24 protein-coding genes are annotated in these 20,158 nt (G+C 53.7%); 15 read left to right on the top strand and 9 right to left on the bottom strand.

All coding sequences use genetic code 11. The annotated features are described in order from the left end of the window. Positions 1-2 precede the first annotated feature (2 nt). From H598_RS0111020 to H598_RS0111005, 4 genes are all read left to right on the top strand, one after another. Positions 3-4,199 (top strand): conjugal transfer protein TraG N-terminal domain-containing protein, encoded by a 4,197-nt coding sequence (locus H598_RS0111020; RefSeq protein WP_028113070.1) that lies wholly within the window; start codon positions 3-5, stop codon positions 4,197-4,199. A gap of 104 nt (positions 4,200-4,303) precedes the next feature. Continuing rightward, positions 4,304-5,134 carry a hypothetical protein gene (locus H598_RS0111015; RefSeq protein WP_028113069.1) on the top strand — a complete coding sequence of 277 codons (831 nt, stop codon included), beginning with the start codon at positions 4,304-4,306 and terminating at the stop codon, positions 5,132-5,134. A gap of 11 nt (positions 5,135-5,145) precedes the next feature. Beyond that, positions 5,146-5,820 (top strand): hypothetical protein, encoded by a 675-nt coding sequence (locus H598_RS0111010; RefSeq protein WP_028113068.1) that lies wholly within the window; start codon positions 5,146-5,148, stop codon positions 5,818-5,820. Further along, positions 5,817-6,380, top strand: coding sequence for a hypothetical protein (locus H598_RS0111005; RefSeq protein ID WP_028113067.1), 564 nt, complete (start codon positions 5,817-5,819; stop codon positions 6,378-6,380). The genes H598_RS0111010 and H598_RS0111005 overlap by 4 nt, the downstream gene beginning before the upstream one ends. Here H598_RS0111005 and H598_RS0111000 read toward each other — a convergent pair. Beyond that, a complete protein-coding gene (locus H598_RS0111000; protein WP_028113066.1) occupies positions 6,377-6,994 on the bottom strand; it encodes a hypothetical protein in 618 nt (205 codons plus the stop codon). The two genes, H598_RS0111005 and H598_RS0111000, sit on opposite strands and share 4 nt — an antisense overlap. A 125-nt stretch (positions 6,995-7,119) precedes the next feature. Between H598_RS0111000 and H598_RS0110995 the strand changes: the two genes are divergently transcribed. From H598_RS0110995 to H598_RS0110975, 5 genes are all read left to right on the top strand, one after another. Then, the gene (locus H598_RS0110995; protein WP_028113065.1) at positions 7,120-7,590 is read left to right on the top strand and encodes a hypothetical protein; all 471 of its coding nucleotides are present in this window, start codon (positions 7,120-7,122) and stop codon (positions 7,588-7,590) included. A 13-nt stretch (positions 7,591-7,603) separates the two neighbouring features. Further along, entirely contained in the window at positions 7,604-7,870 is a 267-nt protein-coding gene (locus H598_RS0110990; protein WP_028113064.1) for a hypothetical protein, read from the top strand. A 268-nt stretch (positions 7,871-8,138) separates the two neighbouring features. Further along, positions 8,139-8,744, top strand: coding sequence for a hypothetical protein (locus H598_RS26760; RefSeq protein WP_169629251.1), 606 nt, complete (start codon positions 8,139-8,141; stop codon positions 8,742-8,744). Position 8,745: 1 nt separating this feature from the next. Continuing rightward, the gene (locus H598_RS0110980) at positions 8,746-9,417 is read left to right on the top strand and encodes a M50 family metallopeptidase (protein ID WP_035415818.1); all 672 of its coding nucleotides are present in this window, start codon (positions 8,746-8,748) and stop codon (positions 9,415-9,417) included. A gap of 24 nt (positions 9,418-9,441) precedes the next feature. Continuing rightward, a complete protein-coding gene (locus tag H598_RS0110975; protein WP_028113061.1) occupies positions 9,442-9,774 on the top strand; it encodes a hypothetical protein in 333 nt (110 codons plus the stop codon). 424 nt (positions 9,775-10,198) lie between these two features. On the opposite strand, the gene H598_RS0110965 is transcribed toward H598_RS0110975, so the two are convergent. The 4 genes from H598_RS0110965 to H598_RS0110950 all read right to left on the bottom strand — a co-directional run bounded on the left by H598_RS0110965 (position 10,199) and on the right by H598_RS0110950 (position 12,131). Continuing rightward, a complete protein-coding gene (locus H598_RS0110965) occupies positions 10,199-10,720 on the bottom strand; it encodes a hypothetical protein (RefSeq protein WP_156897006.1) in 522 nt (173 codons plus the stop codon). Between the two features lie 263 nt (positions 10,721-10,983). After that, positions 10,984-11,613 (bottom strand): hypothetical protein, encoded by a 630-nt coding sequence (locus tag H598_RS0110960; RefSeq protein WP_156897005.1) that lies wholly within the window; start codon positions 11,611-11,613, stop codon positions 10,984-10,986. 8 nt (positions 11,614-11,621) lie between these two features. Continuing rightward, complete coding sequence (locus tag H598_RS0110955) at positions 11,622-11,855, bottom strand: hypothetical protein (protein WP_028113057.1); 234 nt, start codon at positions 11,853-11,855, stop codon at positions 11,622-11,624. Positions 11,856-11,867: 12 nt separating this feature from the next. Continuing rightward, a complete protein-coding gene (locus H598_RS0110950) occupies positions 11,868-12,131 on the bottom strand; it encodes a helix-turn-helix transcriptional regulator (RefSeq protein WP_028113056.1) in 264 nt (87 codons plus the stop codon). A gap of 239 nt (positions 12,132-12,370) precedes the next feature. On the opposite strand from H598_RS0110950, the gene H598_RS24055 reads away from it, so the two are divergent. Genes H598_RS24055 through H598_RS0110940 form a run of 3 tightly spaced genes read left to right on the top strand, consistent with a single transcriptional unit; the run spans position 12,371 to position 14,008 of the window. After that, positions 12,371-12,760 (top strand): LexA family protein, encoded by a 390-nt coding sequence (locus H598_RS24055; RefSeq protein WP_051252668.1) that lies wholly within the window; start codon positions 12,371-12,373, stop codon positions 12,758-12,760. Continuing rightward, positions 12,712-12,990 carry a Y-family DNA polymerase gene (locus H598_RS27175; RefSeq protein WP_084144426.1) on the top strand — a complete coding sequence of 93 codons (279 nt, stop codon included), beginning with the start codon at positions 12,712-12,714 and terminating at the stop codon, positions 12,988-12,990. The genes H598_RS24055 and H598_RS27175 overlap by 49 nt, the downstream gene beginning before the upstream one ends. Further along, positions 12,872-14,008, top strand: coding sequence for a DinB/UmuC family translesion DNA polymerase (locus tag H598_RS0110940; RefSeq protein WP_425402358.1), 1,137 nt, complete (start codon positions 12,872-12,874; stop codon positions 14,006-14,008). Before H598_RS27175 ends, H598_RS0110940 begins: the two co-directional genes overlap by 119 nt. Before the next feature lie 68 nt (positions 14,009-14,076). Here the strand turns inward: H598_RS0110940 and H598_RS0110935 are convergent, their stop codons facing one another. The 4 genes from H598_RS0110935 to H598_RS0110915 all read right to left on the bottom strand — a co-directional run bounded on the left by H598_RS0110935 (position 14,077) and on the right by H598_RS0110915 (position 16,527). After that, entirely contained in the window at positions 14,077-14,322 is a 246-nt protein-coding gene (locus tag H598_RS0110935) for a helix-turn-helix domain-containing protein (RefSeq protein ID WP_028113054.1), read from the bottom strand. A gap of 168 nt (positions 14,323-14,490) precedes the next feature. Continuing rightward, positions 14,491-14,718, bottom strand: coding sequence for a hypothetical protein (locus H598_RS0110930; protein WP_028113053.1), 228 nt, complete (start codon positions 14,716-14,718; stop codon positions 14,491-14,493). A gap of 91 nt (positions 14,719-14,809) precedes the next feature. Beyond that, positions 14,810-15,115 (bottom strand): hypothetical protein, encoded by a 306-nt coding sequence (locus tag H598_RS0110925; RefSeq protein ID WP_028113052.1) that lies wholly within the window; start codon positions 15,113-15,115, stop codon positions 14,810-14,812. 524 nt (positions 15,116-15,639) lie between these two features. Further along, a complete protein-coding gene (locus H598_RS0110915) occupies positions 15,640-16,527 on the bottom strand; it encodes a DNA replication terminus site-binding protein (protein ID WP_028113050.1) in 888 nt (295 codons plus the stop codon). 343 nt (positions 16,528-16,870) lie between these two features. On the opposite strand from H598_RS0110915, the gene H598_RS0110910 reads away from it, so the two are divergent. From H598_RS0110910 to H598_RS27115, 3 genes are all read left to right on the top strand, one after another. After that, positions 16,871-17,287: a hypothetical protein gene (locus tag H598_RS0110910; protein ID WP_028113049.1), complete on the top strand. Its 417-nt coding sequence runs from the start codon at positions 16,871-16,873 to the stop codon at positions 17,285-17,287. A 76-nt stretch (positions 17,288-17,363) separates the two neighbouring features. Next, a complete protein-coding gene (locus tag H598_RS0110905) occupies positions 17,364-17,690 on the top strand; it encodes a hypothetical protein (protein ID WP_028113048.1) in 327 nt (108 codons plus the stop codon). A 416-nt stretch (positions 17,691-18,106) separates the two neighbouring features. Further along, a complete protein-coding gene (locus tag H598_RS27115) occupies positions 18,107-19,126 on the top strand; it encodes a tyrosine-type recombinase/integrase (protein WP_051252667.1) in 1,020 nt (339 codons plus the stop codon). The last annotated feature ends 1,032 nt before the right edge of the window (positions 19,127-20,158 follow it).

Genomic DNA, 20,158 nt, shown 5'->3' with positions numbered 1-20,158 from the left:
GGATGAACCCGACCTATTACATCACCGGCAACATTGAATATGTGTCTATGGTATTCAATGGCATCGCAGCAATGTGGAATGAAAACGGCGCATTCATCTGGAGCTTGGTAGCGACCATTAGCATTCTCGGTTTGCTGGTTGCCCGCTTTCAACAGATCTTCGACCCCAAGCAGGATGCCATCAAATTTTGGATTCTCGGCGTGATGATGTTTGTCATGCTGTTACCACCAAATAACGCGCCCTGGGCTAATCCGATCACGGTGACCATTGAGAACGTTGCCACTGGTGAGGGGGAGGTGGTAGCCAACGTGCCCTTGCTGCCTGCCCTTGCTGGCTCTATAGGATCCTCGGCGCTGACGTTTCTCATTGAGGACGTCAGTGTGGTGTTTGCGCCGATCACCAATGCTGCGGATCTCAATCCGTACCGACACCTGGTTAAGTTAACCGAGATTCGTGGCGGTGAAGTAGCGGTCAATCTATGCAACAAGCAAGGTCACTCGATAGAAAGCTGTGAGTTTTTGGAGACCTTCCGCAAATATCTGGACAGCTGCTATTACGCCGTCGGCAATGTCAGCAATGTCGGGTCGGCGGTGCGCCCGACCACCATTATTGAGGGCGAATTGGTCTCGCTGATGGAGTCGCTGCGGGTGACCAACTACAACTTCTATACCACCACTTACCTTGGGGCGACCCGCACACTTTCCTGTCCGGAAGCCCATGATGAAATCTCGACGTTCGTGAACGGTATTGGTTTTGGCGCGGTGCTCAAGGACCTGGAGATTGATGAGCTTGAAGTGGAGCGCGCCGTTCAAGCCATTGACCCTCTTGCGGGGTATACCGGCTTGCAGGTGGCGAGAAGTTTTTTCTTGCTGGATCTTTATCAGGAGTGGGTGACCACAAAGCTGGAGCATGCCAGTAGTGGAGCCATGTTTGATGCGCTGCATCAGCGCCGGTTTCAGATGGCCAGTGATCGTGACCTGTGGATGACCTCGGCTCAGCACCTTATTGGCTTTTTAGAGGGGCTAATCATCTTTCTGACGCCCATCATGGCCGTGCTGCTGGTGATCCCCCAATACGGCACCAAAATTACCCCCAAGATGTTTGGTTTGATCTTATGGGTGAACCTTTGGCCGTTTGTGATGGTGCTCATCAACCTGTATACCGGCATCACCATCAACAATACTCTCGACTCACCTGACCTGATGAAGGCGGGGATGTTTGCCGGCACCATCAATGATGTGGCAGACGAACTGGCCATGGCAGGGAAGCTGGTCACCCTGGTGCCGATGCTTGCTGCATTCATCATGTACGGCGGGATTCACGGGTTGCAGGGGGTGGCGAGGGCTGCCGCCCCGGATACCAAGATCGATACCAATAAAGTGGCGCCGGATGTTATGGGCGGCTTGCACGGTGGGGGAGGACGTTATGGCGATAGCGCTGTCATGATGTTAGGTGGTGGCGAGTTTGCCGTTGGCCGAAATCCGCTGCCGATGGGGATGGATATGGGCGGCGGGCTGAGCACTGGCACCTCAATGAAAGCCAGCACCAGTAATCAACTGCAAAAGGCATCGCAAGAGCTGTCCAGCACACAGCACGCAGTCAATGAGCAATGGAGTCATGTAAGGGGGGCGGCACTGTCCGCCGGCAACACAACCAGTGTTGGTAACTACTTGGACCAAGGGTTCACCAAATCGGATTCTGCGTCTCTGAATGCCCTGGGGCAAACCGTGAATAAGATGACTCAAGAGCAGCGTGATGAGCTCGCGGCCAAGTTGGGCTTCGATGGCAAGTCAGGTATTAAGGCATTGGCAGGGAAGGCTGGGGGGGCGTTGTCGGCGTTGGTGAGTGGCGGTGACATCTCGACTAAGGCTCTGACGCAAGCCGGCGTGAGCGCAAGCACCGCCGAACAGTTTTCCCAGCAATACAATGAGCAATATCAAAGCAATCTGCTGGAAGCGGAGCGCTACTCCAAGGTGCATAACGACCAGCTCAGCGCCAACCGGACCAACGCTCGCACCGATGGCGCGGCGCTACTTCAAAATTACACCACCAGTAAATCCAACCTGGAAGCGGCCACAGAAGCGGCTCTGACCGAGGTGAACGCCTCAATCAACAGCAATATGACTGCGGTTGAACTCGCGCAAAACCTTTTTGGCATCAAGGGGGAGCAGGTACTGGATGCCTTGAAAGCAAACGGCTTGGTGTCCGATGCCTTTCGGATGGATGACCACGGCAATCTCAATGAGCATCTGCAAGCTGTCGCCGCTCTGGAGAAGCACAATGCCAGTCCTTTGCAGGCGCCATCGGCGGATGCCTCGCCAGAGGAAAATGCTCGTCATGAGGAGGCTCAGGCGGCCTGGGCCGCACAGCAGCAGAAGCTGCAGGACCGAGTAGATGTGACCAACTTGGGCGTCGATGGTGCCCCGGCTTCGGCAGCATATCAACAGGCAGAGCGCTTGCGTCAGTCGTTCAACTTCGGCCTCGAGAACACCACCGGTCAGCTCACGCCTGAGATGCAGGGGTCGGCTGCATGGGGTGTCGCGCTACGTGACATGTACCAGGACATTCAGAAAGGAAACATTGAGCTGTTGAGTTCAGATGGTAGAGGCGGGGAGGGCAGTGACTACTCAGCTGGCGTCAGGGCCATGGGTGAAGCTCTCAAGGATATTGGCGATAACTCCAAGAACCGTACCGGCATCGAGCAGCTTGGGCATGCCCTGGTGCGCTCCGCCGAGCTCACAGATGAGATCCAGCAGCAGGCCAATAAGCCCTCCGAGGTATCCACCGAGGCCAAGACAGAGCAGGCCGCGCGTGCAGATAAAATTGATAGGGATCGTGATGCGGTCACGTCATTGGCGCTGCAGAGCGAGAAGGCTGCTCTCAATGGCGAAAACCAGGTGTATCAAGCTCATGAAGGTGGCAAAGCGCGGCTTGAGCAAGCTAGCGCTCAGCTCGAGCAGCGCTTTGCTGATCGGTCCCTTGCAACCGCGCAGCGTGTTGAGGCAGCCAACGACAACCTGATCGCCTACTCCCTGAGTGACGATCACTATGGCGCCAATGGCTACAAGGGGAATGAGACGGTACCCCTGGCCGTGCAAGCCGCGAACGTGGAGGCGGCGACCAATGCAGCCTATCCCACAGCTGCGTTGTCGCATTTTAACAGCGACCAGCCGCTATCCTTGCCCGAGCAGCAACTGACTGTGGCGGCCATCGCCGGGGCCCTAACCCACGGCAACCCCGATGTGGCACCAAACTTTGATCAGCTCCAAAACCACACCAATCAGGCCCTGGCGGGCGCGGATAAAGAGCGATGGCAGGGGGCAATGAACCTGCTCAATGAGCATCTCTCCGGCCCATCAAGCCAGTGGTCTGACAGCCAAAAAGCGCTTTATGCCCATGCTTCACTGGTCGCTGAGGGGCAGTCGAGCCTGGAGTACGCCGGTTTGATGAGTGAGATGCTTAGAGGCGATGTGCCTGGCCCTGAGCTGCTGATGAGCAATCCGGCCAGCGCCGGCGCAGTGGCACTGATGGATGATGTTGCCGAGCGCTACCAGCAGCTTTACGGCGAGGACTTCTACAGAGCGGTGGAAAACGGTGACAAGTGGCGCCAGGCGACAGAGACGATTAACGGCAACAGCCCCAAGACGATGGCGGCGCTGGATGATCTTCGAATGCTGTCTGCTTCCTCTGGCCAAAGCGTCCCGTTAACCCCGGTGGCTCAGGCTCAGTTGAGTGCTGGCTATGCAAATGCCGGAGAGACTTCGGCCGGGTTAGCGGTTAGCGCAGGAATGGCCATCCTGGGTCATGACGCCTCGGATGTGGGGGCGTTCTCTCCGCACCTTCCGACGTACTGGGGCGCCCACCAGCCTGATGCGCTGAAATTCGAGAACCTGGAGGACTTCCAGTCTCGGTTTACAGATGCGTACGATACAGCTGTGGAGCACAACAACCATACTGCTCTAGAGCGATATGCAGAGGTTCCCGGGCACTTAATGGCCATGGGGGAAGCTATGGTCGCGGCAGGGCGTACTGCAGATGGTGAGCGCTTAATGGGGGCCGCCAGTGAAATGGCTGGCCATATCGACCCGGTCAAGCACAGCCAGGAGGCAGGGGCGCCGGTCGGTGGAGGCTCAGGCTCTCCCGGTCGACATGGGCCGGATCTGACGCCGCTGGATCCTTCGAAACCCGCAAACCAGTGACCAGAAGTCATTGCCGAGCGCCTTACCGTATTTGTAAGGCGCTTTTGTTTGCAAGCCGGGCTGTTACCAATTACTGATAAAGGGACCAACATGGAGGTGACACAATGACACGCAGACTGATGCCCGCTTTTTTAGTGACAGCCCTGCTGCTGGGTGGCTTAAGTGGTTGCACTGTCACCAACGTGAACCCCAAAGTGCCATCGTTCCTAAAAGGATTTGTGACGACCAAACCCGCATATAACGCCGATCTTAGTACGGGCAATATACATCTGTTGCAGCTGCACCAGTTTCCCTACAAACCGGAGCTGACCAAGAAGCACAACCTGGCTCGCTTTTTCTGGGAGCCGTACCGGCATTGGTACGATCAGCAGCTGAACACCTTTGAAGACTGTACTGGCTACTTGCCATCGAGCATGACCGAGGAGATTGCGTTCTTCAGGCTGATCCGCGACCAGCAAGTGTGCGACGGCAATGCGTGGTTGCCTGGCAATCCTGAAACGCAATACACCCATGTGGTGGAGGCGTTTGCTCTGGCTGACGTTAAAGAGCTGCCAGGTTGGGACTACAGGGTGATGAGCGAGGATGGCCTGACCATGATCATCCCTGGGAGCGCGATGTTTCTGCACCGCATTCGACAGTCATACGCTAACACCACCTATTTCGCGGATGGACAACGCTTTGTGCTGGGGGTGCCGGATCTGGGGATGAAGGCAGATACCGTGTACGCCATCGCCAGCGGCTCCACCAGGAGTGAGTACGCCTCAGACATCTACATGCGAGCCTACGCCGACAGGGTGTCCAAGCTGTCTATCCGCAATGGTGCCCCTGTGGTGTGGATTCAGGGGGAGGAGTTCTACTTCTTTAACCGGTGGTTCTTTCCGGCCTCCCGCGAGCTGGTTAAGCGGGATACCCTGGCTCACAGGCCTGAGCACTAAGGAGTGGCGGTATGTTGATTTCTCTGTTGGCCATGGCAACCCTGAATGCGGGGGTGAGCTATCCAGTGGATCTGACACAAAAAACGATTCACGTATTCCAGGAGCAGACCAAAGACCGCTCCCGCTATCTGTTGCCCGTCGCCAACGATGACTACCAGGACTTCTATCTGGAGGCCAACACCGTCGCCAGCCTTAAGGCTGCCACTGCCGAGATCCGCCGTGCGGTAGCCTCCCACAATCAGCTTCAGGCGTCGTGGGTGCAGATCACGGGTGCGCCAAGCCCAATCGGTGCCCACAGCAACCTGATCCAGCTGGTCGACTATGTGCAGTATTGGGAGGGGCAGCACCAGGCCCATCAGCCGGAGAAGCTGCCTATCGCCGAAATTGTGCAAGGCCTGCACGGCAACCTGGCTGACTTTGACAGCCACTACCAGGTGCGCGAACCCGAAGATGGCGTCGAGGCCGGCCGTGGCAAGCTCCCTGAGCGTTTGCCCCATGAAAGCCTGAAGCACCTTGTTGAGATCACCATGCAGGCCTTGGTGGAGGGGCCGCTGCAGCGTGACCCATATGATCTGGAGGTGCTGAGGGTGTTTGGGTACTCCGAGGCTGATTTGGGCGGCGAGATCACTCACGGCTGGCTCAAGGGCTATGACCCTCGCCAGGCCGCAGAGGAGGGTGAGAGATGATGCGATGGATGCTTAGCCTGCTCATGGTGCTTGCCATGGGCGCCGACGCAACCGAGGCCAGCTTCCGGTTTGAGGTACAGATCCAGCATATAAATGGTGTGTATCGAGCCTCTCCGGAGTTTGAAATGGACACCTATCGCAAGCAGATCGCGGAACAGGTCCTGCTCAGCGCTCCTCGGTTTGAGTATGCCAGCCAAACTCAGAAGGATGATGATGCCAAGGTAAGGTTCGTCAGCATCAGCCCTAGGGTGACTCGGTTTGTGCTGGATCGAGATTTCACCGGTAAGGAGAGCGGCTCTGAGGTGGTTACTGGCGTAGCTTACTATGACCTTGAGCAGTTCAATGCCCGCAAGAACCTGATTGAGGCCATCATGACGGCGCCGGTCATCCGCCGGCATGAGCTGGGCATCGACCAGTGTGGGATTGTCTCTGCAATGAACCGTATCATGGCCAGCCGGGACGCGCCCACCGATCCGGTGGCCAAGTTCATCTCCGAGAACAACTGGGGGGTGTACCTGGCGATGCGGCATACCTTCAGGCAATACCGCTGTGCAGGTTAGCTTTGGCTGTTTAGGAAGTAGTCCCAGCCCCGCCAGTTGTAGCCGTAGTAGGTCACTGGGTCTGCCGGCAGCTCAGGAGGACGCTCACCACGCTCGCACATCTTCTTGTAATCGGTGTAGCGAGAGCAATCAAGCTGGCGAGCCAGATTCACAGCATCGTCGAAAGAAAGGAAGCGCGCTTTGGGGCGGTGGAATAGCGAGGACTCGGTGACGCCATAGTGGGTAAGCGGATCCGTTGGCACGAACGCAGGCGCCGCGACTTTTTGGAACTCTGCTAATGACCTGATGCCGCGGTTGGCAAGGTAGGTTTTGAAAGACTCCAGGTTGAGGTAATGCTGGGTTGGGCGTGGCGGTTGTTCATCGAATGTGAGGGGGAGTGCGCCATGGCTTTCAATGAACTGCTCGATGCCAAGTTGCACTTTGGCCTTATCAATGTCGGCATCAGGCCATAGGCAGGTGTATTGAGATTTCGATAGGGTAATACGTGCGTACCAGTAGTGGGTGTCATCGCCGGCGGGTAAGCAAAATAGGTGGCCGAAGGCTTGGCCATCATTGTTACTCTCTTTGAGCAGCTCCTGCTGGATTTCCTGCAAGCGAGCGCTGCGAATGCTCATATTGACGGGCCTACGAGTTATTTTGTTGTTGAACACCAGAGTGTTTACTATTAATGAAACCGCAACTTTTCACAAGTGTTAAAAAGGCGTTGCTTGTGAACGGTGCTTAACAAGGAAAGTGTGCGATGCGAAGCTTTAAAGTGGTGCTATTTATCCGAGAACCGCTGCTTTTCGCAGTGGTGGTGATGTGTTTGCTGACCACCGTTTTCTTCGGTTACGGGCAATTGAACTCGTGGATCTGGCACCAGCAAATACTGCCCGTAGTGGTCTGGTTACCCCTTGGGGTGTTATTGGCCCTGCTGCCGGTAAACTACGATTTCACCATCAATGATCAAGGAGAGTTACTCGGCCAATACGCATGGTTCCGGGTGCCGCTGTTCTCAAAGCAGAGGCTTGGCTGTGACCGGCAAACCGTCGTCTGGCATCTCACAGATAAGTCGGTGGCTCAGGTCGGTTTGGGTACCGCGGAGGCGGACATCGAGACCCCTTTGTTTTCCTGGCGGGTTGGCGGCCGAGTGACCCAGCGGCTGGATCATTTGGTGTACGACATCAACAGCAGCTTAGGCATGAACCTTAAACCTTATCGCGGTTCATAATTCAGGAGGAGTTATGGTCACCATTATTTTCTTAGCCACCGTGTTGCACGCGCAGCCGGAACCCTGCACGGGCCTCCTGGATGTCGAGCAGCGCCGCGCCTGTATAAAAGCCAGATCGGCGAGCAAGGCTTTCGAATTGCTGTCGTCCGAAGACTCAGTGATGGAAGGTCAGGAGCGCCTCAAAGACCGCAGCCTGGTTTTGAAGACGCAGCAGCAGGCCGTCAAGACCACTACCTCCACCCCGGTTGCCCCCAAATTGGACTCGGCTCGAGAGAAATAGCCTTCCACCCTAAAACTGCAACGAACAGCCAGTTTTGGGGTGTCTTTTTGCACAAGCCCACCTCTGGCGTACTGCACAATTACCTTTCGACATGGAAATCAAGGTGCTTATTGTGCGTTCAACCACATGGAAATCAGTACGAGGCATTATCGCAGGGACAGCGTTCATCGCTGGATCACTGGCGGGCTATCAATTGGCTAGGGATCTGACTGAAGCGCCCACCGCATGGTGCGGCCAAGGCGGTTGCCTGTCGTTAGACTGGAGGGTGGTGGCTGCGCAGGTGATGGATGAACCTCGCTATGAAACCGAAATCGACCCTTTGACGGTCACCAGCCTCTTTGCCAGTCAGCTTCGGGGCCTGAAGGCTGATGACAAGGCGATGGCCGAATTTCTGCGAGTTGCCATGGCCACCGATGAACGGTTTGCCAAGATAGCGACCTCCATAGCCGTTGTCGATTTTCGGGGTAGCACCATCGTCAGCGATCCCTCGTTGATTAAGGAGTACGCCCGGGCTTACTGGGATGGTAAACCTGCTCAGTTCTGGAGCAGCATGGCTTTCCATGAGTGGGGGTTTGATGGCGCCAGCGACACAGAGCGCCAGCTGTTGGCCCAGTACGCGCAGCAACATGAATTTCGAGGGAGGGCTCGCCTGATTGCCTCTCAGCAAGATTACGATGCTCTGGCTCGCCTTGAGCAGGCCATGCCTGAAGATGCGGTGCTTCGGACTACAGTAGGCCTGGATCTGGTCATGAATGCCGCCAAATTCAGTCACCTGTCCGAATCGGACTATCTCGACCGTCTATTGCAATCTCCCATCGATGAGTTTCGTCAGGCAGCCACAGATGTCCGTCAATTCCTCCGTAGGGTGCAGTAAGGTGTCCATTGACCTGCTGCTGACGCTACTGAGCTTTGCAGGGATATCGCTACTTTGCCGTGCCATAGTTTGTCGGCTTGGGTATCTGGGGCGCTGGGTATTCTCCGTCCCGGGCGTGATAGTGCATGAGCTGGGGCATTTTGTTTTTGCCCTGCTGTTTGGTCATCGTGTCAGAAAAGTGGTCTGGTTTAAGACGCACCAAGGCTTGGCCAGTGGGAGTGTGAGCCACCAATATGAACCAGGCAACCTTTGGCAGCGACTCGGCTGTACCCTGGTACCACTTGGGCCCTTGTTCAGTGGCGCAATGTCGATGATCGCTATTTGGCAATGGTCCAGCCTGCCGAGTCCGCTTCTCTTTGGGGGAGGCGCTGGTGCCATGGATGGCGTCGGCATTGTACAGCTAATCCGTGGCGACACCACGGCCGTGGTCCCTTTGATCTTAATAGCGGCAGTGAGCAGCAACTGCTGGCCATCGAGAACCGATTGGCTGAATGCACTCAAGGCCGGCATGCACTCCCCTACCATGACGGCGATCCTGCTCTGCGCTCTGCTTTACCTCCTGCCAATACTCAAGGGCACCCTGACGGTGTTACTTATCAGCTGTCTGTTATCGTTGATCCTGCTGTCAGTCGTGTGGCTGTTAAACCGCATTGGGTCGTATTTGTTAACTTAATTCAATCAACAGAAGGGATACGCTATGACTTATCAGGATCTGTTCGACAAGGACAATTTTAAGTTATTTTTGAATGGCGCTAGTGCGAACGACATCAAAAGGTTAATTGTCGGAATGCAAGCTGCATTAAAACGTCGGCAAGAGGATGAAGCCTTTTTGAAGAAGATCTCAAAAGACCTCCAAAAACGTGGGTTGTCAGTCGATGACTTAATGGAATCGGTGCCAGCTGATAAGAATAAACCAGTCAAGTCGGAAGATGAAAATTCAACTAAGAGTAAAGAGGATGAATCGGAAAGCTTAAAACCTGAGTCTGTTTCGATTCCCCCCCATCCAGAGACGATTGTTAAAGCTGGATAATGAGCCAGTTGTGGATTCCCATGCTTGGTTATTTTCAATTCATGTCGGGGCATTTGTGCAACACTCTTCACTAATGCCCTTGACTCCAAGATTTATAAATAGAGTCTCCGCCAGCATTAATAACGACCGAGCTCTGTGCTTTAAGTGCTCCTGGTGGAGATACTCAACCCTCAGCACGAGGTACTCCTTTACCTGGAAAATGGTCACATCTGGGTTGTATTCACTAACCACGGCCAGGTCACCTGCAGCAAGGACCAGCTGAAGTGCAAGGTTGAGCTGTCCACTGTGATGCTGCGGATCGTGGTTTACCTCAATGAATCCATGGTCGCCATATGGCGTTCTTACCAAACACTGGCCAATGCTGTTCTGGTCATGTGCCTCCCAGCCATGGCTGGTTAGTACGTCATGGGTACTCTGAAGGGCGTTAGGGTGCATAAGCTTCACAGTCCTCTGAGTTGAAGATGCAGTCAGGGTTGCGCGGGTGGCATAGGCGTACCGCCGCCATGAGCTCGGAGTCGGCAAAGTGGGTGTTCAGGGTGAACACCATGATATTGCAGACCCCTGCGAACAGGTCTGGGCTGTTGGCTGCGCTCTGCCAAGGCATCGGGTTAGGGAAGCTTTTGTGGGCCAAGGCAAGCAGATACAGGCCCAGCTTGAAGATTGGAAACACCGTCTTTATCAGCTGACTTTTCGAGTCTTGCCCTGTGATGGTAGAGGCAAGCTCATTCAGGTGTTTGCTGAAGTCGACAAAGCTTGGCTCATACTTCGGACCAAACGCAATGCTCTCTCCCACAGCCTGCTCAATGGTCTGTGCCAACCGGTTTAGTCCCAAGCTAATAATCTGCTGCCGAAAGCCCACCGTGCTATCGCTGATGATCGTGCTGCTCTCTATCTGGGTGTACTGAGTGCGAATTTTGAGGATGGTCTTGGGGTCTTGAGTCTTCATGACCCAATCCGCGATGTCAGTTAGCGACGCATCGCACCTGTAAAGCTGCAAAAACTCCAACAGCAAGTGGATCTCACTTGGTAGCGGCACATTGTGTTCGAGCATTTGGCGAACTTGAAATGAAAGAGTTTGAACAGGTGATAACATCAGTGATTAGCAATCAGATTATAATGGTTACTGGATAGTTAAGAGGAAACGGAAATAATCTTCAAGACGAGAGCGCAACCTGTTGCGCTTTTTGGGACTTTTTTTTGCACTAGCATTCAGGCTTTGAACAGGTTTTCCCGATGTTTTCTATCAAAAACAAACGAAGCAGTCACAAGTAACCCCAATACAAAGTTTATAAAACCAAAAGTATCCAAGGCTTGATAAAATGGATCTGCGGAAATCAAATTCATTTTTTCAAGAGCGGTTTCGGAAATCACGATGGTATTATAAACAATATCAATGCGTAGTAGCCACAGCAGTGCCCATTCCTGGGGTAGTAATCGATATGCCTGTAACGCCTTATTGCATTCACCACTTAGGCGAACTGCTGGCTTAGTTAGTCTCACTGCCCAATAAGTTAAAGTGAAGCGGTATTTAATCGCATAAATGGCCAGTGTATTTAAGACAATACAGCCAAATAAAAAAGTCATCAGCCCGGCTTCGTAAAGCCCTGGCACCATAAGAACACAGAGGGTTCGCCATAGGGCAAAGGTCAGCAGGAACCCATAGACGTTATGGTTTCTTGGCCCAAACACGGCAATCAACAGCAGCACCAGGATGTCGACCACGATAAAGATGGAGTCGAACAGTGATGCGAGGAGGGGTGGAAACAGCAAGCCAATCAACGCCAGTGCAAGCACCGGCGTTGTGACGAGGAGAAGCCTCCTTGGGATAGAAAATATCATTCTGTGGCTTATTTCTTAGGCGGTTTGCCGCCGCCGCCGGCGCCACCGGCCTGAATGGATGCGTAGGTATCTGTGGGGGACTTCACCCCACTGCTTACCGCGGCTTCTCCGGAGCCCAGCTCAACGGTGTCAGTGGCCGGAGTTGCGGTCGCCGGCTCTTTGGCTGGGGGTGTCTCCTCGGCCTTGTTGGCTGAGGTCGCGGTGTTGCGTGCAGGCGTGTTATTAACTGAAGTAACGTCCATGTTGTAACTCCTTTATGACTTGAGGTGTTTTTTAAGCTCCAGGTGGAGCGCGGGAAAATGCGACAGAAGAAAGTCCAAGACTGGAGCCCGTGTTGCATGTAGCCAGGTCTGAGCTTCCTTGATCGTCAGATCCGATCGGCCAGACTCGATGTAGTGGACTTTTCTCCTTGAGACGCCAAGCGTATCGGCCATGCATTGCGCTGACATATTGGCTTCCTGCCGGGCTTGTTTGAGTTGCTTGCTATCTGCACCCTTTGGCTTAAATGGCTCATCCATGAGTATTTCACTCCTTGTAACTACAGTAGCAAATTTAATGTTAGCCGGATTTTTATACAGAGTAAACGGCTCCCATTCACCCGTGCGTTACAACTATCACGGCACAGTAACGGATCGAATGAGCATCTGTGCAGGTCCATGCACGATGAAAGCTGGCTATAACGTACTTGGGTAATCGACAAAGGCTGGGGACGGCGCTACACTGCCACTGTATAAATAAACAGTGGTGTCGATCGATCATGAGTTATCCAATCCAGGGCTGGCCAAGCCAGGCCGAAGACATGCAGGTTGGTGTCCTCAGCCTTGACTCCCTACTGATTGATAAGCCGGCGGCTAGCCTGTTCATGCGCTGTGATACCAATGAATTCTCAACCGTTGGCATCCATCAAGGCGATCTGCTGATCGTGGAGCGCGGCCGTGAAGCCAAAACGGGTGACCTGGTCGTTTGTGCTGTGGATGGCGAGTTTCGAATAGGCTTTCTCGATGTGGAAGCGGGCCAGTTGGCCACTGCAACCGAGCGGCTGGCTCTATGTGGCCCAGCCGCCTTTGCCATTGAGGGGGTCGTCATCCGATCCATTCGATGCTGGCACCCCATCCCCGAACTGTCCCCGTCCTCATGTGGGCTCTAATCGACCTGACCAGTGCCTATGCGTCGATGATCCAAAGCCTGGAGCCTGCGACGCGGGGTAGACCTGTCATTGTCACCAGCTCCAATGACGGCGTTGTGGTGGCCATTTCGCCTGAGGCGAAGGCCATGGGCCTTAAAAAAGTTCGTTCCGCTCTGGCAGCAAACCGATGCGCTGCCCAAGCACCAACGCGATGCTCTGATCCGCAGAAGCTCAACCTTCGAGCTCTTTAGCGAGATGAGCCACCGTTTTCATGACCTTCTGAATCAGAGATACGGCGCCTGTGCTACCCCGTATTCTGTGGACGAAAGCCTGATCAAGCTGCCAAGTCGTGGTGACCTCATCGGTGAGGGGCGCTCGGTGCGGAAGCAGATCTGGACCGAGCTGCGGCTGGGCTGTAAATTCAGTGCCGCCCCCACAATCACCTTGGCCAAAGCGGCCAGTGAGCTGGCCAAGTCTCACCCTGACTACCGTGGTCTATGTATCCTGGAGCGCCCAGACAGGCTGTTGCTGGCCACCATCAGCGTCGGCGACGTCTGGGGTGTGGGACGGAGGTTGGCGCCTAGGCTGGAGGCAGCAGGTATTCGGACTGCGTGGGACCTGGCTCAGTACGATCGGCTCAGCCTGAGGCGATTACACGGCGTCACCCTGGAACGCACGCATCTGGAGTTGAACGGTAAGGAGTGCATGCGGGTGGCGGACATGGACGTCAGTAATCGCCAGCAAATCATGAGCTCTCGCTCATTGAAGGAGAAGCCGGTTGCCCTGGTGACCTTGATGCCGGGAGTGATGGAGAGGGTGTCTACCGTGGCGAAAAAGCTCAGGGATCATGACCTGGTGGCCAGTGAGTACCTACTGCAGCTTTCCTCTAGCCCATTCGACCGATCTGTGCGTTGGGGGCACAGTCAACGGCTACGGCTCGCTTACCCAACGGACGACATTAGGGAGCTGGCTACCGCCGCGGCTAAGGCGGTGGAGTTGGCTTACCGGCCCGGAGTGCCTATTGGGCGGGTCACCGTGGGCGCTCTTGACCCTTGTAACCGCGATGAGTGTCAACTGGGCTTGTTTGATGCACCGGTGCGTAAGGGGGCAGACAAGCTGATGGCAGGCATCAAGGCCATTCAGTCAAAGTACGGCACCCATAGCCTGCAGATAGCAGCCCAAAAGCTGGGTGACCGTTCTGCTGACAATGGTGCTCGGCATTCACCGCGCAGCTTGACCCGGTGGGAAGAAATCCCTTCGGTGCGATAGTGGTTCGCATACAAGCGACCCCAGGAGGGGTCGGCAAAGAACGGACGGCAAAGGTGGCCGGCATGGATCTAGTAGCGATGGAGGTTGGCTTGAAACTGCGGGAACAGGTTCTTGATGACGCTGGCCATTGATGGCTTGCAGGCATGGATCCATTGCTGCATTTGAGGGACGGTAATCTGACCATCGCCCTCTTCGATGTAGTAAATCTGGCGGCGGCTAACGCCAATCTTCTCCGCCATTTCCGTTGGCGAAATCCTTGCTCTTAACCGAATACCCTTGAGATATTCCGCAGTTTGCTTCTGATCCCCCATCATGCACAACTCCTTTTGTGACTGATCCCTACATTAGGTATAACGTTTTGCTTCCGCCCTGGTAAATGAACGATTGGCTCCATGCCGCGTAGGACATTGACCATATTGAATTTTTATCATGACATCCAGGAGGGCAGCTTCTTATCGTGCGTGAGTTCAGTTCAAACGGCGTCAGCACCGCTCCACGCCGTTGAACCTCAGCTTGGCCCAGTGATTTTGCTCGTCCGGGCACTTAAAGGACATATCCTTTTCAAACACAGCATCAATCCACTCCCCTACGCAGCCATACTCCACGGCCGAGGAGAAGGTGCCCTTGGCTTTGAGCTCTTGAATGACCGCTTCGTACAGGGCCCGTCTTTCCGGCGTTTCCCCTGGGGCGTACTGTCTGTCAGTTCCCATTTGTGTCTCCTTTGGCGCCTGCCAGGATCTGCCGCACCTGGTGTGCTGTTGCCCTGTTGCTTGGTGCCCGGGTGATGAGTTTGCCTAGGTGTCACTCGATGTCAGTGATCTCGAAAAATCCGCTCTCCCGAAGTACCAGCGTGTACTGCGCTCTCGGTTGGATCATCGATTCGCCATTTACAGTCCAGTCGCCGGCGGGGATCTTCGCTGCGCCGGCCGCAACCCTGGAGTCGAAGAACTTCACCGGGATTCGTGGCGAGTAGCGCCCGTCGTCGGTGGACTCAAAGACCATGTGGAACGGTAGTGTCGCTGTATGACCAACTTGCGCAGGAATGGTGGGGGTAGGGCTGCAGGCCGCAATGAACAGGGCCAGTACCGCAGGACGAATAAAATCCATTTTAATCTCCTATCTCCTTGAATGTGGTTCTTTGTCAACATCGCACATTAGGCCTTGGAGTCAAGTTGCACCGGAGCCCCGAAGCGCAGTTTCTCTAAAAACCCGGCAAACTATCCCATTTTCCAAAAGCGCCGTACGGTGGAGTAGAACCCTAATGTTCTACTCACAAGAGGTAATAAGTAATGTGGCAACTGCACCTGGATCAAGACAGCTATGAATGCGCCTCAGTAAGCGTTGTTCGTAGGAGCCGCGTGGGCGCGACCTTGCGACTACGAGGCATCTGCTCCAGCATGGCAGGTGCAGCACGCAGTTCAATCCTTGAGAAGTGCAGCTTCACGCGGGTCCGTGCCATCGGCCCCGGGCAATAGGTTATTGAAGGGAAGGATGTGAGTTTCCATCACCAGGTTCTCCACCGCGGTGAAGTGGATCTGTACGTGGGTTGGCTTGAATGATGCGCTGGCGGGGCAATGGTCGTTTAGAGTGAAGGCGTGAAGGTTCACCGGTACCAGCAGTGATCATGCGCGCTAATCTGTGCCGGCTCGCCAATATATAGGACTGGTCGGATCCAGGAACTCCCCACCGGTAAGCTCCGGTACTCGCATGCTGTAGCTGGCCAGGTTGTTGAGTTTCACCGGGCCTGTTGTGGTGGTCAGCAGGAGCAGCGGCATCGAGGCCGGTTTCTGCCTAACTTGGCGATCGTAGCGCAGGTTATAGATCGGCTGCACCTTACCGAAGCGGCGGTGTACCAGGACCAGATCATCGCCGTACTGCTGCTGCAGATCTAGGATCTTGTCTCTTCGAGCGCGTGCAAGTTGGGCGTCAGCGGCGGCCAGCAGTGAATGGCCGAGCGTCTGTTCCAGGCGGGTGAGGGTAGCGTCAACGCTCACCTGGTGCGCCACCACTTTATTGCTGAAGCTAAAGCCGATGCTGTCTGGTACCAAATCGCCGCCGACGCAATGCAGCTGCCGGCACAGCTGCCTGTTGTGCAGCCGCGGGAACAGCTCGTGGATGGCGGCATGGCGCTCGTACTCATCGTCGATCAGCTGGGAGATCTCTTCAAACCTCCGCTTGCGCTTATTTAGGTCATCTACCAGCTCAAAGATCCGCTGCAGCTCACCTGGCGCCGCCTGGTATTGAACGACCCCAGGCATCTTCACCGAGCAGAGGGTGGAGCTGCCGCTGTCCACGTAATAGCGGGCCCAGGCACGACGGATCTTGGCCTCGGCAGTGAACCCTTCAATTAGACTCGGCTCGAGCGTGCTGATGGCCTTGAAGCTGTCGTCCTCGGCGATTGCCGGCAACTCGTAAGCTTTGGCCTGCACATACAGGCAGGCATCGAGTGCCGAGTCCAGCCGGCGCTGGCTGACCTCGATGTCGCGGTAGGTCTGTTTCAGTTGATTACGAATGTCCATGGCTAACGTAACAGGTGCTCAGGGGTCGTTCATCATATCAATATCATAGTAAATTCGCTGCCGCTGTCACAAGTTTTATGACAACGTCCAATAGGGAATAATCCCTAATTGCACTCCGTAGCGAACCTCAGTGGTGCTGGAAGGCGGTTTTTGTGGCAGAGGGAGCCTGTCAGTGGTCATCATGGTGTGATTCGGAGTGCCATGAGGCGATCTTGAAAGCTGGGCGTTGTCATAATTATTGACTGAGTAAGGCAGCAATAGGCCATACGCATAGCCGTCGCAGTAGCGCGATCACCACCAAGTGAGATGCTCTGTCTGAATCTAAAGCAAGGAGAGCACCATCATGACCCTACCGACCCAAGTCACCACCGAACTCCTGGAACAGCTACGTGCCGAACTTCAGCCCCAGCTTGACACACTGGCGCAGAAGCTGGGGATCAGCCTGCAGCTCGGCAGAATCCGATACTCCAGAACCGACGCCCGGATGCCCGTCGAACTGTGCTTGCTGAATGCATCTGGTACCGCAGTCACACCGGAAATGACCGCCCTGAAAGCATTGACCGCAATCCCGTCCCACCCCTTGAACGGCCTCGACCTGAGCGTTCCCTTTGAATCCGGGGGTGAACGTTTTGTGCTTGCCGGCTTCAATCGCCGAGCACGAAAGCGCCCCTATCTAGCGAAGAAGGTGGGCGACCCCGACGCCACCTATGGGTTCCCCGCCAACTATGTAGAGCGGCTCCTGGGAAAGAGGACCGCATAAACTGGAGCAGCAGGCTCGACTAAGTGCTGGTCACTACCTGGTGGTCAGCTTCACCGACTCATCGATGGAGACGCCCATGCGAGATCACTTAGTGATAACTGGTCCGTTCTGGAAGAACAGCCTTCAGGTGCTTGAGCTGCCCCCGGACCTTCCACCAGTCACAGATGTGCGCTGGCTGATCGAGGTGTTGCATGCGGCCAACAGCCTGACATCGAGAGAGGCGACTTTGGTGGATGCGGACGACCTGGATCACCCAACCTCTGAGCTACCTGATGTGCATGTGCAAGTGGACGTTAAGGACTTCCTGGAGCCCTTGCGCGTTACCTGCTGGAGCATGCCTATCCCTGAAGATGGCACCGTATTGGTTGAGATAAAGAACCACGCCGGCTCGTGTTGCCGCTGAGGAAGGAGTGCCGCCTCGCCGAGCCACCCCCATTAGGGAGCTTTTTCATCTCGCCGGGACCGGACGTACCAGGCCGGTTAAAAATGCGGCAGATACCGCGTCGTTCGTTTGGGTTGATTTCGGCACTAAATCACCCTCAAAACCCAGTCATACCAACGGTTACAGCGGTGGCCACCCAGCAAAAACAGTCAAAACAACGTTGCGCTACGCGAATCTTTTAGAGGTTTGCGCCCTACCCTGTTCCAGATTTCACACAGGAGTACCAATTTTTAGGTCCCTCCCCCTCCAAACATTAGAGCAGTAAATGCGTCTTTATTGTTGTAATCAACCAGGAGTAGGCAGTAGACTATATTTATACACTCTTCGATCATTAACCGGGATCGCCTGGATCGGCACCAAGATGGACTTAGGAACTAATGAGCAACGAATTGGTACTAGCAGCACAACCCAACTCAGAAATTATTTTAAACGGTGTCGATCACACCAATGAATTAACCCGTGTGGCTGTCACAGCCTACTTGGATGACTTGCCTTCTGCCAATTCTAAATCTCGCATGGAATATGTCCTAAGTAACGTTGCCCGACGCTTCGACTGGAATGATCCTTTCACATTTCCATGGCATAAATTAACCTACCTGACCATTAATAAGTTCAAAAACCATTTATTTACCCTGAGCTCTATGACACAGTCCAAAGAAAGTGTCGAAGAATCAAACATGCTTCAAAGCTTAGCACCAAACACCAGCAATCTTTACCTGGCGGCTATTAAAGGGGTGCTTTCTCATTGCTTTAGACTGCAACTTATCGATGCTCATACCTACATGCTCATTAAAGAAGTGAAGCCAGTAAAAGGCACTCGTGCGCCTGCTGGCCGTGAACTCACACCCCAAGAAATAGAGTTACTTGTGGAGCAAGCAGCGAGATTTCCCCCATTCCGAGCAGCCCGCGACGCCGCACTGGTGCTGCTAATGACCGATCTGGGGCTGCGCAGGGAGGAATCCGTAGGCCTGTCCATGGCCAGCTTCAATAAGTACGAGCGCACCATGCGGATCCTAGGAAAGGGTAACAAAGAACGAGTGTTAGAGCTTAGCCCCCGGGCCCTAGCGGCGTTGCATAAGTACCTTGCACTACGCGGGGATCAGCCTGGGCCGCTGTTTTATCGGACCAACAGGAATAATCAGGTACACCCAAAATCGCTTCCTCTGGGTGTCTCTGGAGTGCGTAACGCGCTTGAGCACTTGCAAGCAATTGCTGGAACACAGAAGTTCTCTCCTCACGATTTGCGACGAACTTTTGCCACTAATTTACTCAATGCCGGCGTCGACATTTTGATTGTGCAGCGTTTGTTGGGACATTCTGATCTTCGCACAACCCAGCGATATGATAAGCGCGATGAGCAAAAGATGCGCGATGCTTTAAGAAAGCTACATATTTAAAATTAATGATGTCAGTTTAACAACCAACATTAAAATCAATTTAAATATTCTAATTATTGATTTTTATGAATAAGCATTAGATGTTGACTTATTGATAGATTCGAAAATTTTACTTAGCCATATACAAAGTTTATCTTTGGTTTTGCCAACGGATAAAATACGCGTAACTTCATAAAGAATAAAAATAATAATGAAAACTATAACCTTGGTCTCTTTTCCGCTATAGTCATATCTGGCTGCGCAAAAGAAACCGATGTAAATATTAATCACATCAAGGAAGCTATTCTGACTATTGAACTCAATAAACATGACTACAAAGAAGAGTGTATTAATGGGTCAAGAGGAAAGATAGATCGAAATTTCATAGAGTATACGATTCTCCCTTGTGGTGTTGGCACAGCCATGATGGGCAATCCTAAGTGCTCTGAGGGACTGAAGGTGATTTCCGAGACATGTCCTAATATGTACTCAGTTCTAGAGGGCTTTGTCACTGACAAAAAAAGAAGAAATATAATCTCTAAAAATCCTTAACAGCTAACTCACGGACTACATCTACAAATCCTCGCTTATGTGACAAACGCCTCCGATGGCAGGTCGAAAAATGAATCACAGCTTACCTATTCCCTGCCATAGCCAGAATACTGAATAAACTCCCTATCGAGGATTATCGAGCACGGGCTCAAGCTTTCCACTTAAGCTATTAACGAATTCCTTTCGCTTACGCATTTTAGTTTTTTTGGCTTCTCCCCTTGCTCTTTTATCCTTGTTAGCCATTTGAATTACAGAAACCTGTTGCGCAAGCGACACCTGCTATGGTCGTGGGAAGACAAGTAAATGGTAAAATTATGCTGGTGAACATCGGTATGGACAATTAAAAGCCGTCCTAGAAGGGGATTGGTAAGGTAAGCTTCGACATCAAAAACGGCTGGTTGGCTGTACAATGAAACTATAACGTTTCCAGCCGTTTTTGTATCCTGCTCCCGCCAATTTGTGAAGAACCATAAATATGCTTAATGCAACTAACCCTCTTAA

The organism is Ferrimonas kyonanensis DSM 18153, assembly GCF_000425405.1.
GTDB classification, from domain to species: domain Bacteria; phylum Pseudomonadota; class Gammaproteobacteria; order Enterobacterales; family Shewanellaceae; genus Ferrimonas; species Ferrimonas kyonanensis.
This window is presented reverse-complemented; position numbering and strand designations above follow the sequence as displayed.

What these genes read in the sequence shown, in the direction of transcription:
- H598_RS0110935 (WP_028113054.1), bottom strand. Translation starts at nt 14,322, where the DNA reads ATGATGGGGGATCAGAAGCAAACTGCGGAATATCTCAAGGGTATTCGG.
- H598_RS0110975 (WP_028113061.1), top strand. Translation starts at nt 9,442, where the DNA reads ATGACTTATCAGGATCTGTTCGACAAGGACAATTTTAAGTTATTTTTG.
- H598_RS27175 (WP_084144426.1), top strand. Translation starts at nt 12,712, where the DNA reads ATGCTGGCACCCCATCCCCGAACTGTCCCCGTCCTCATGTGGGCTCTA.
- H598_RS0111005 (WP_028113067.1), top strand. Translation starts at nt 5,817, where the DNA reads ATGATGCGATGGATGCTTAGCCTGCTCATGGTGCTTGCCATGGGCGCC.
- H598_RS0110930 (WP_028113053.1), bottom strand. Translation starts at nt 14,718, where the DNA reads ATGGGAACTGACAGACAGTACGCCCCAGGGGAAACGCCGGAAAGACGG.
- H598_RS0110950 (WP_028113056.1), bottom strand. Translation starts at nt 12,131, where the DNA reads ATGGATGAGCCATTTAAGCCAAAGGGTGCAGATAGCAAGCAACTCAAA.
- H598_RS0111020 (WP_028113070.1), top strand. Translation starts at nt 3, where the DNA reads ATGAACCCGACCTATTACATCACCGGCAACATTGAATATGTGTCTATG.
- H598_RS0110925 (WP_028113052.1), bottom strand. Translation starts at nt 15,115, where the DNA reads ATGGATTTTATTCGTCCTGCGGTACTGGCCCTGTTCATTGCGGCCTGC.
- H598_RS0110910 (WP_028113049.1), top strand. Translation starts at nt 16,871, where the DNA reads ATGACCCTACCGACCCAAGTCACCACCGAACTCCTGGAACAGCTACGT.
- H598_RS0110905 (WP_028113048.1), top strand. Translation starts at nt 17,364, where the DNA reads ATGCGAGATCACTTAGTGATAACTGGTCCGTTCTGGAAGAACAGCCTT.
- H598_RS0110915 (WP_028113050.1), bottom strand. Translation starts at nt 16,527, where the DNA reads ATGGACATTCGTAATCAACTGAAACAGACCTACCGCGACATCGAGGTC.
- H598_RS0110990 (WP_028113064.1), top strand. Translation starts at nt 7,604, where the DNA reads ATGGTCACCATTATTTTCTTAGCCACCGTGTTGCACGCGCAGCCGGAA.
- H598_RS0111010 (WP_028113068.1), top strand. Translation starts at nt 5,146, where the DNA reads ATGTTGATTTCTCTGTTGGCCATGGCAACCCTGAATGCGGGGGTGAGC.
- H598_RS0111015 (WP_028113069.1), top strand. Translation starts at nt 4,304, where the DNA reads ATGACACGCAGACTGATGCCCGCTTTTTTAGTGACAGCCCTGCTGCTG.
- H598_RS0110960 (WP_156897005.1), bottom strand. Translation starts at nt 11,613, where the DNA reads ATGATATTTTCTATCCCAAGGAGGCTTCTCCTCGTCACAACGCCGGTG.
- H598_RS27115 (WP_051252667.1), top strand. Translation starts at nt 18,107, where the DNA reads ATGAGCAACGAATTGGTACTAGCAGCACAACCCAACTCAGAAATTATT.
- H598_RS0110955 (WP_028113057.1), bottom strand. Translation starts at nt 11,855, where the DNA reads ATGGACGTTACTTCAGTTAATAACACGCCTGCACGCAACACCGCGACC.
- H598_RS24055 (WP_051252668.1), top strand. Translation starts at nt 12,371, where the DNA reads ATGAGTTATCCAATCCAGGGCTGGCCAAGCCAGGCCGAAGACATGCAG.
- H598_RS0110965 (WP_156897006.1), bottom strand. Translation starts at nt 10,720, where the DNA reads ATGAAGACTCAAGACCCCAAGACCATCCTCAAAATTCGCACTCAGTAC.
- H598_RS0110995 (WP_028113065.1), top strand. Translation starts at nt 7,120, where the DNA reads ATGCGAAGCTTTAAAGTGGTGCTATTTATCCGAGAACCGCTGCTTTTC.
- H598_RS0111000 (WP_028113066.1), bottom strand. Translation starts at nt 6,994, where the DNA reads ATGAGCATTCGCAGCGCTCGCTTGCAGGAAATCCAGCAGGAGCTGCTC.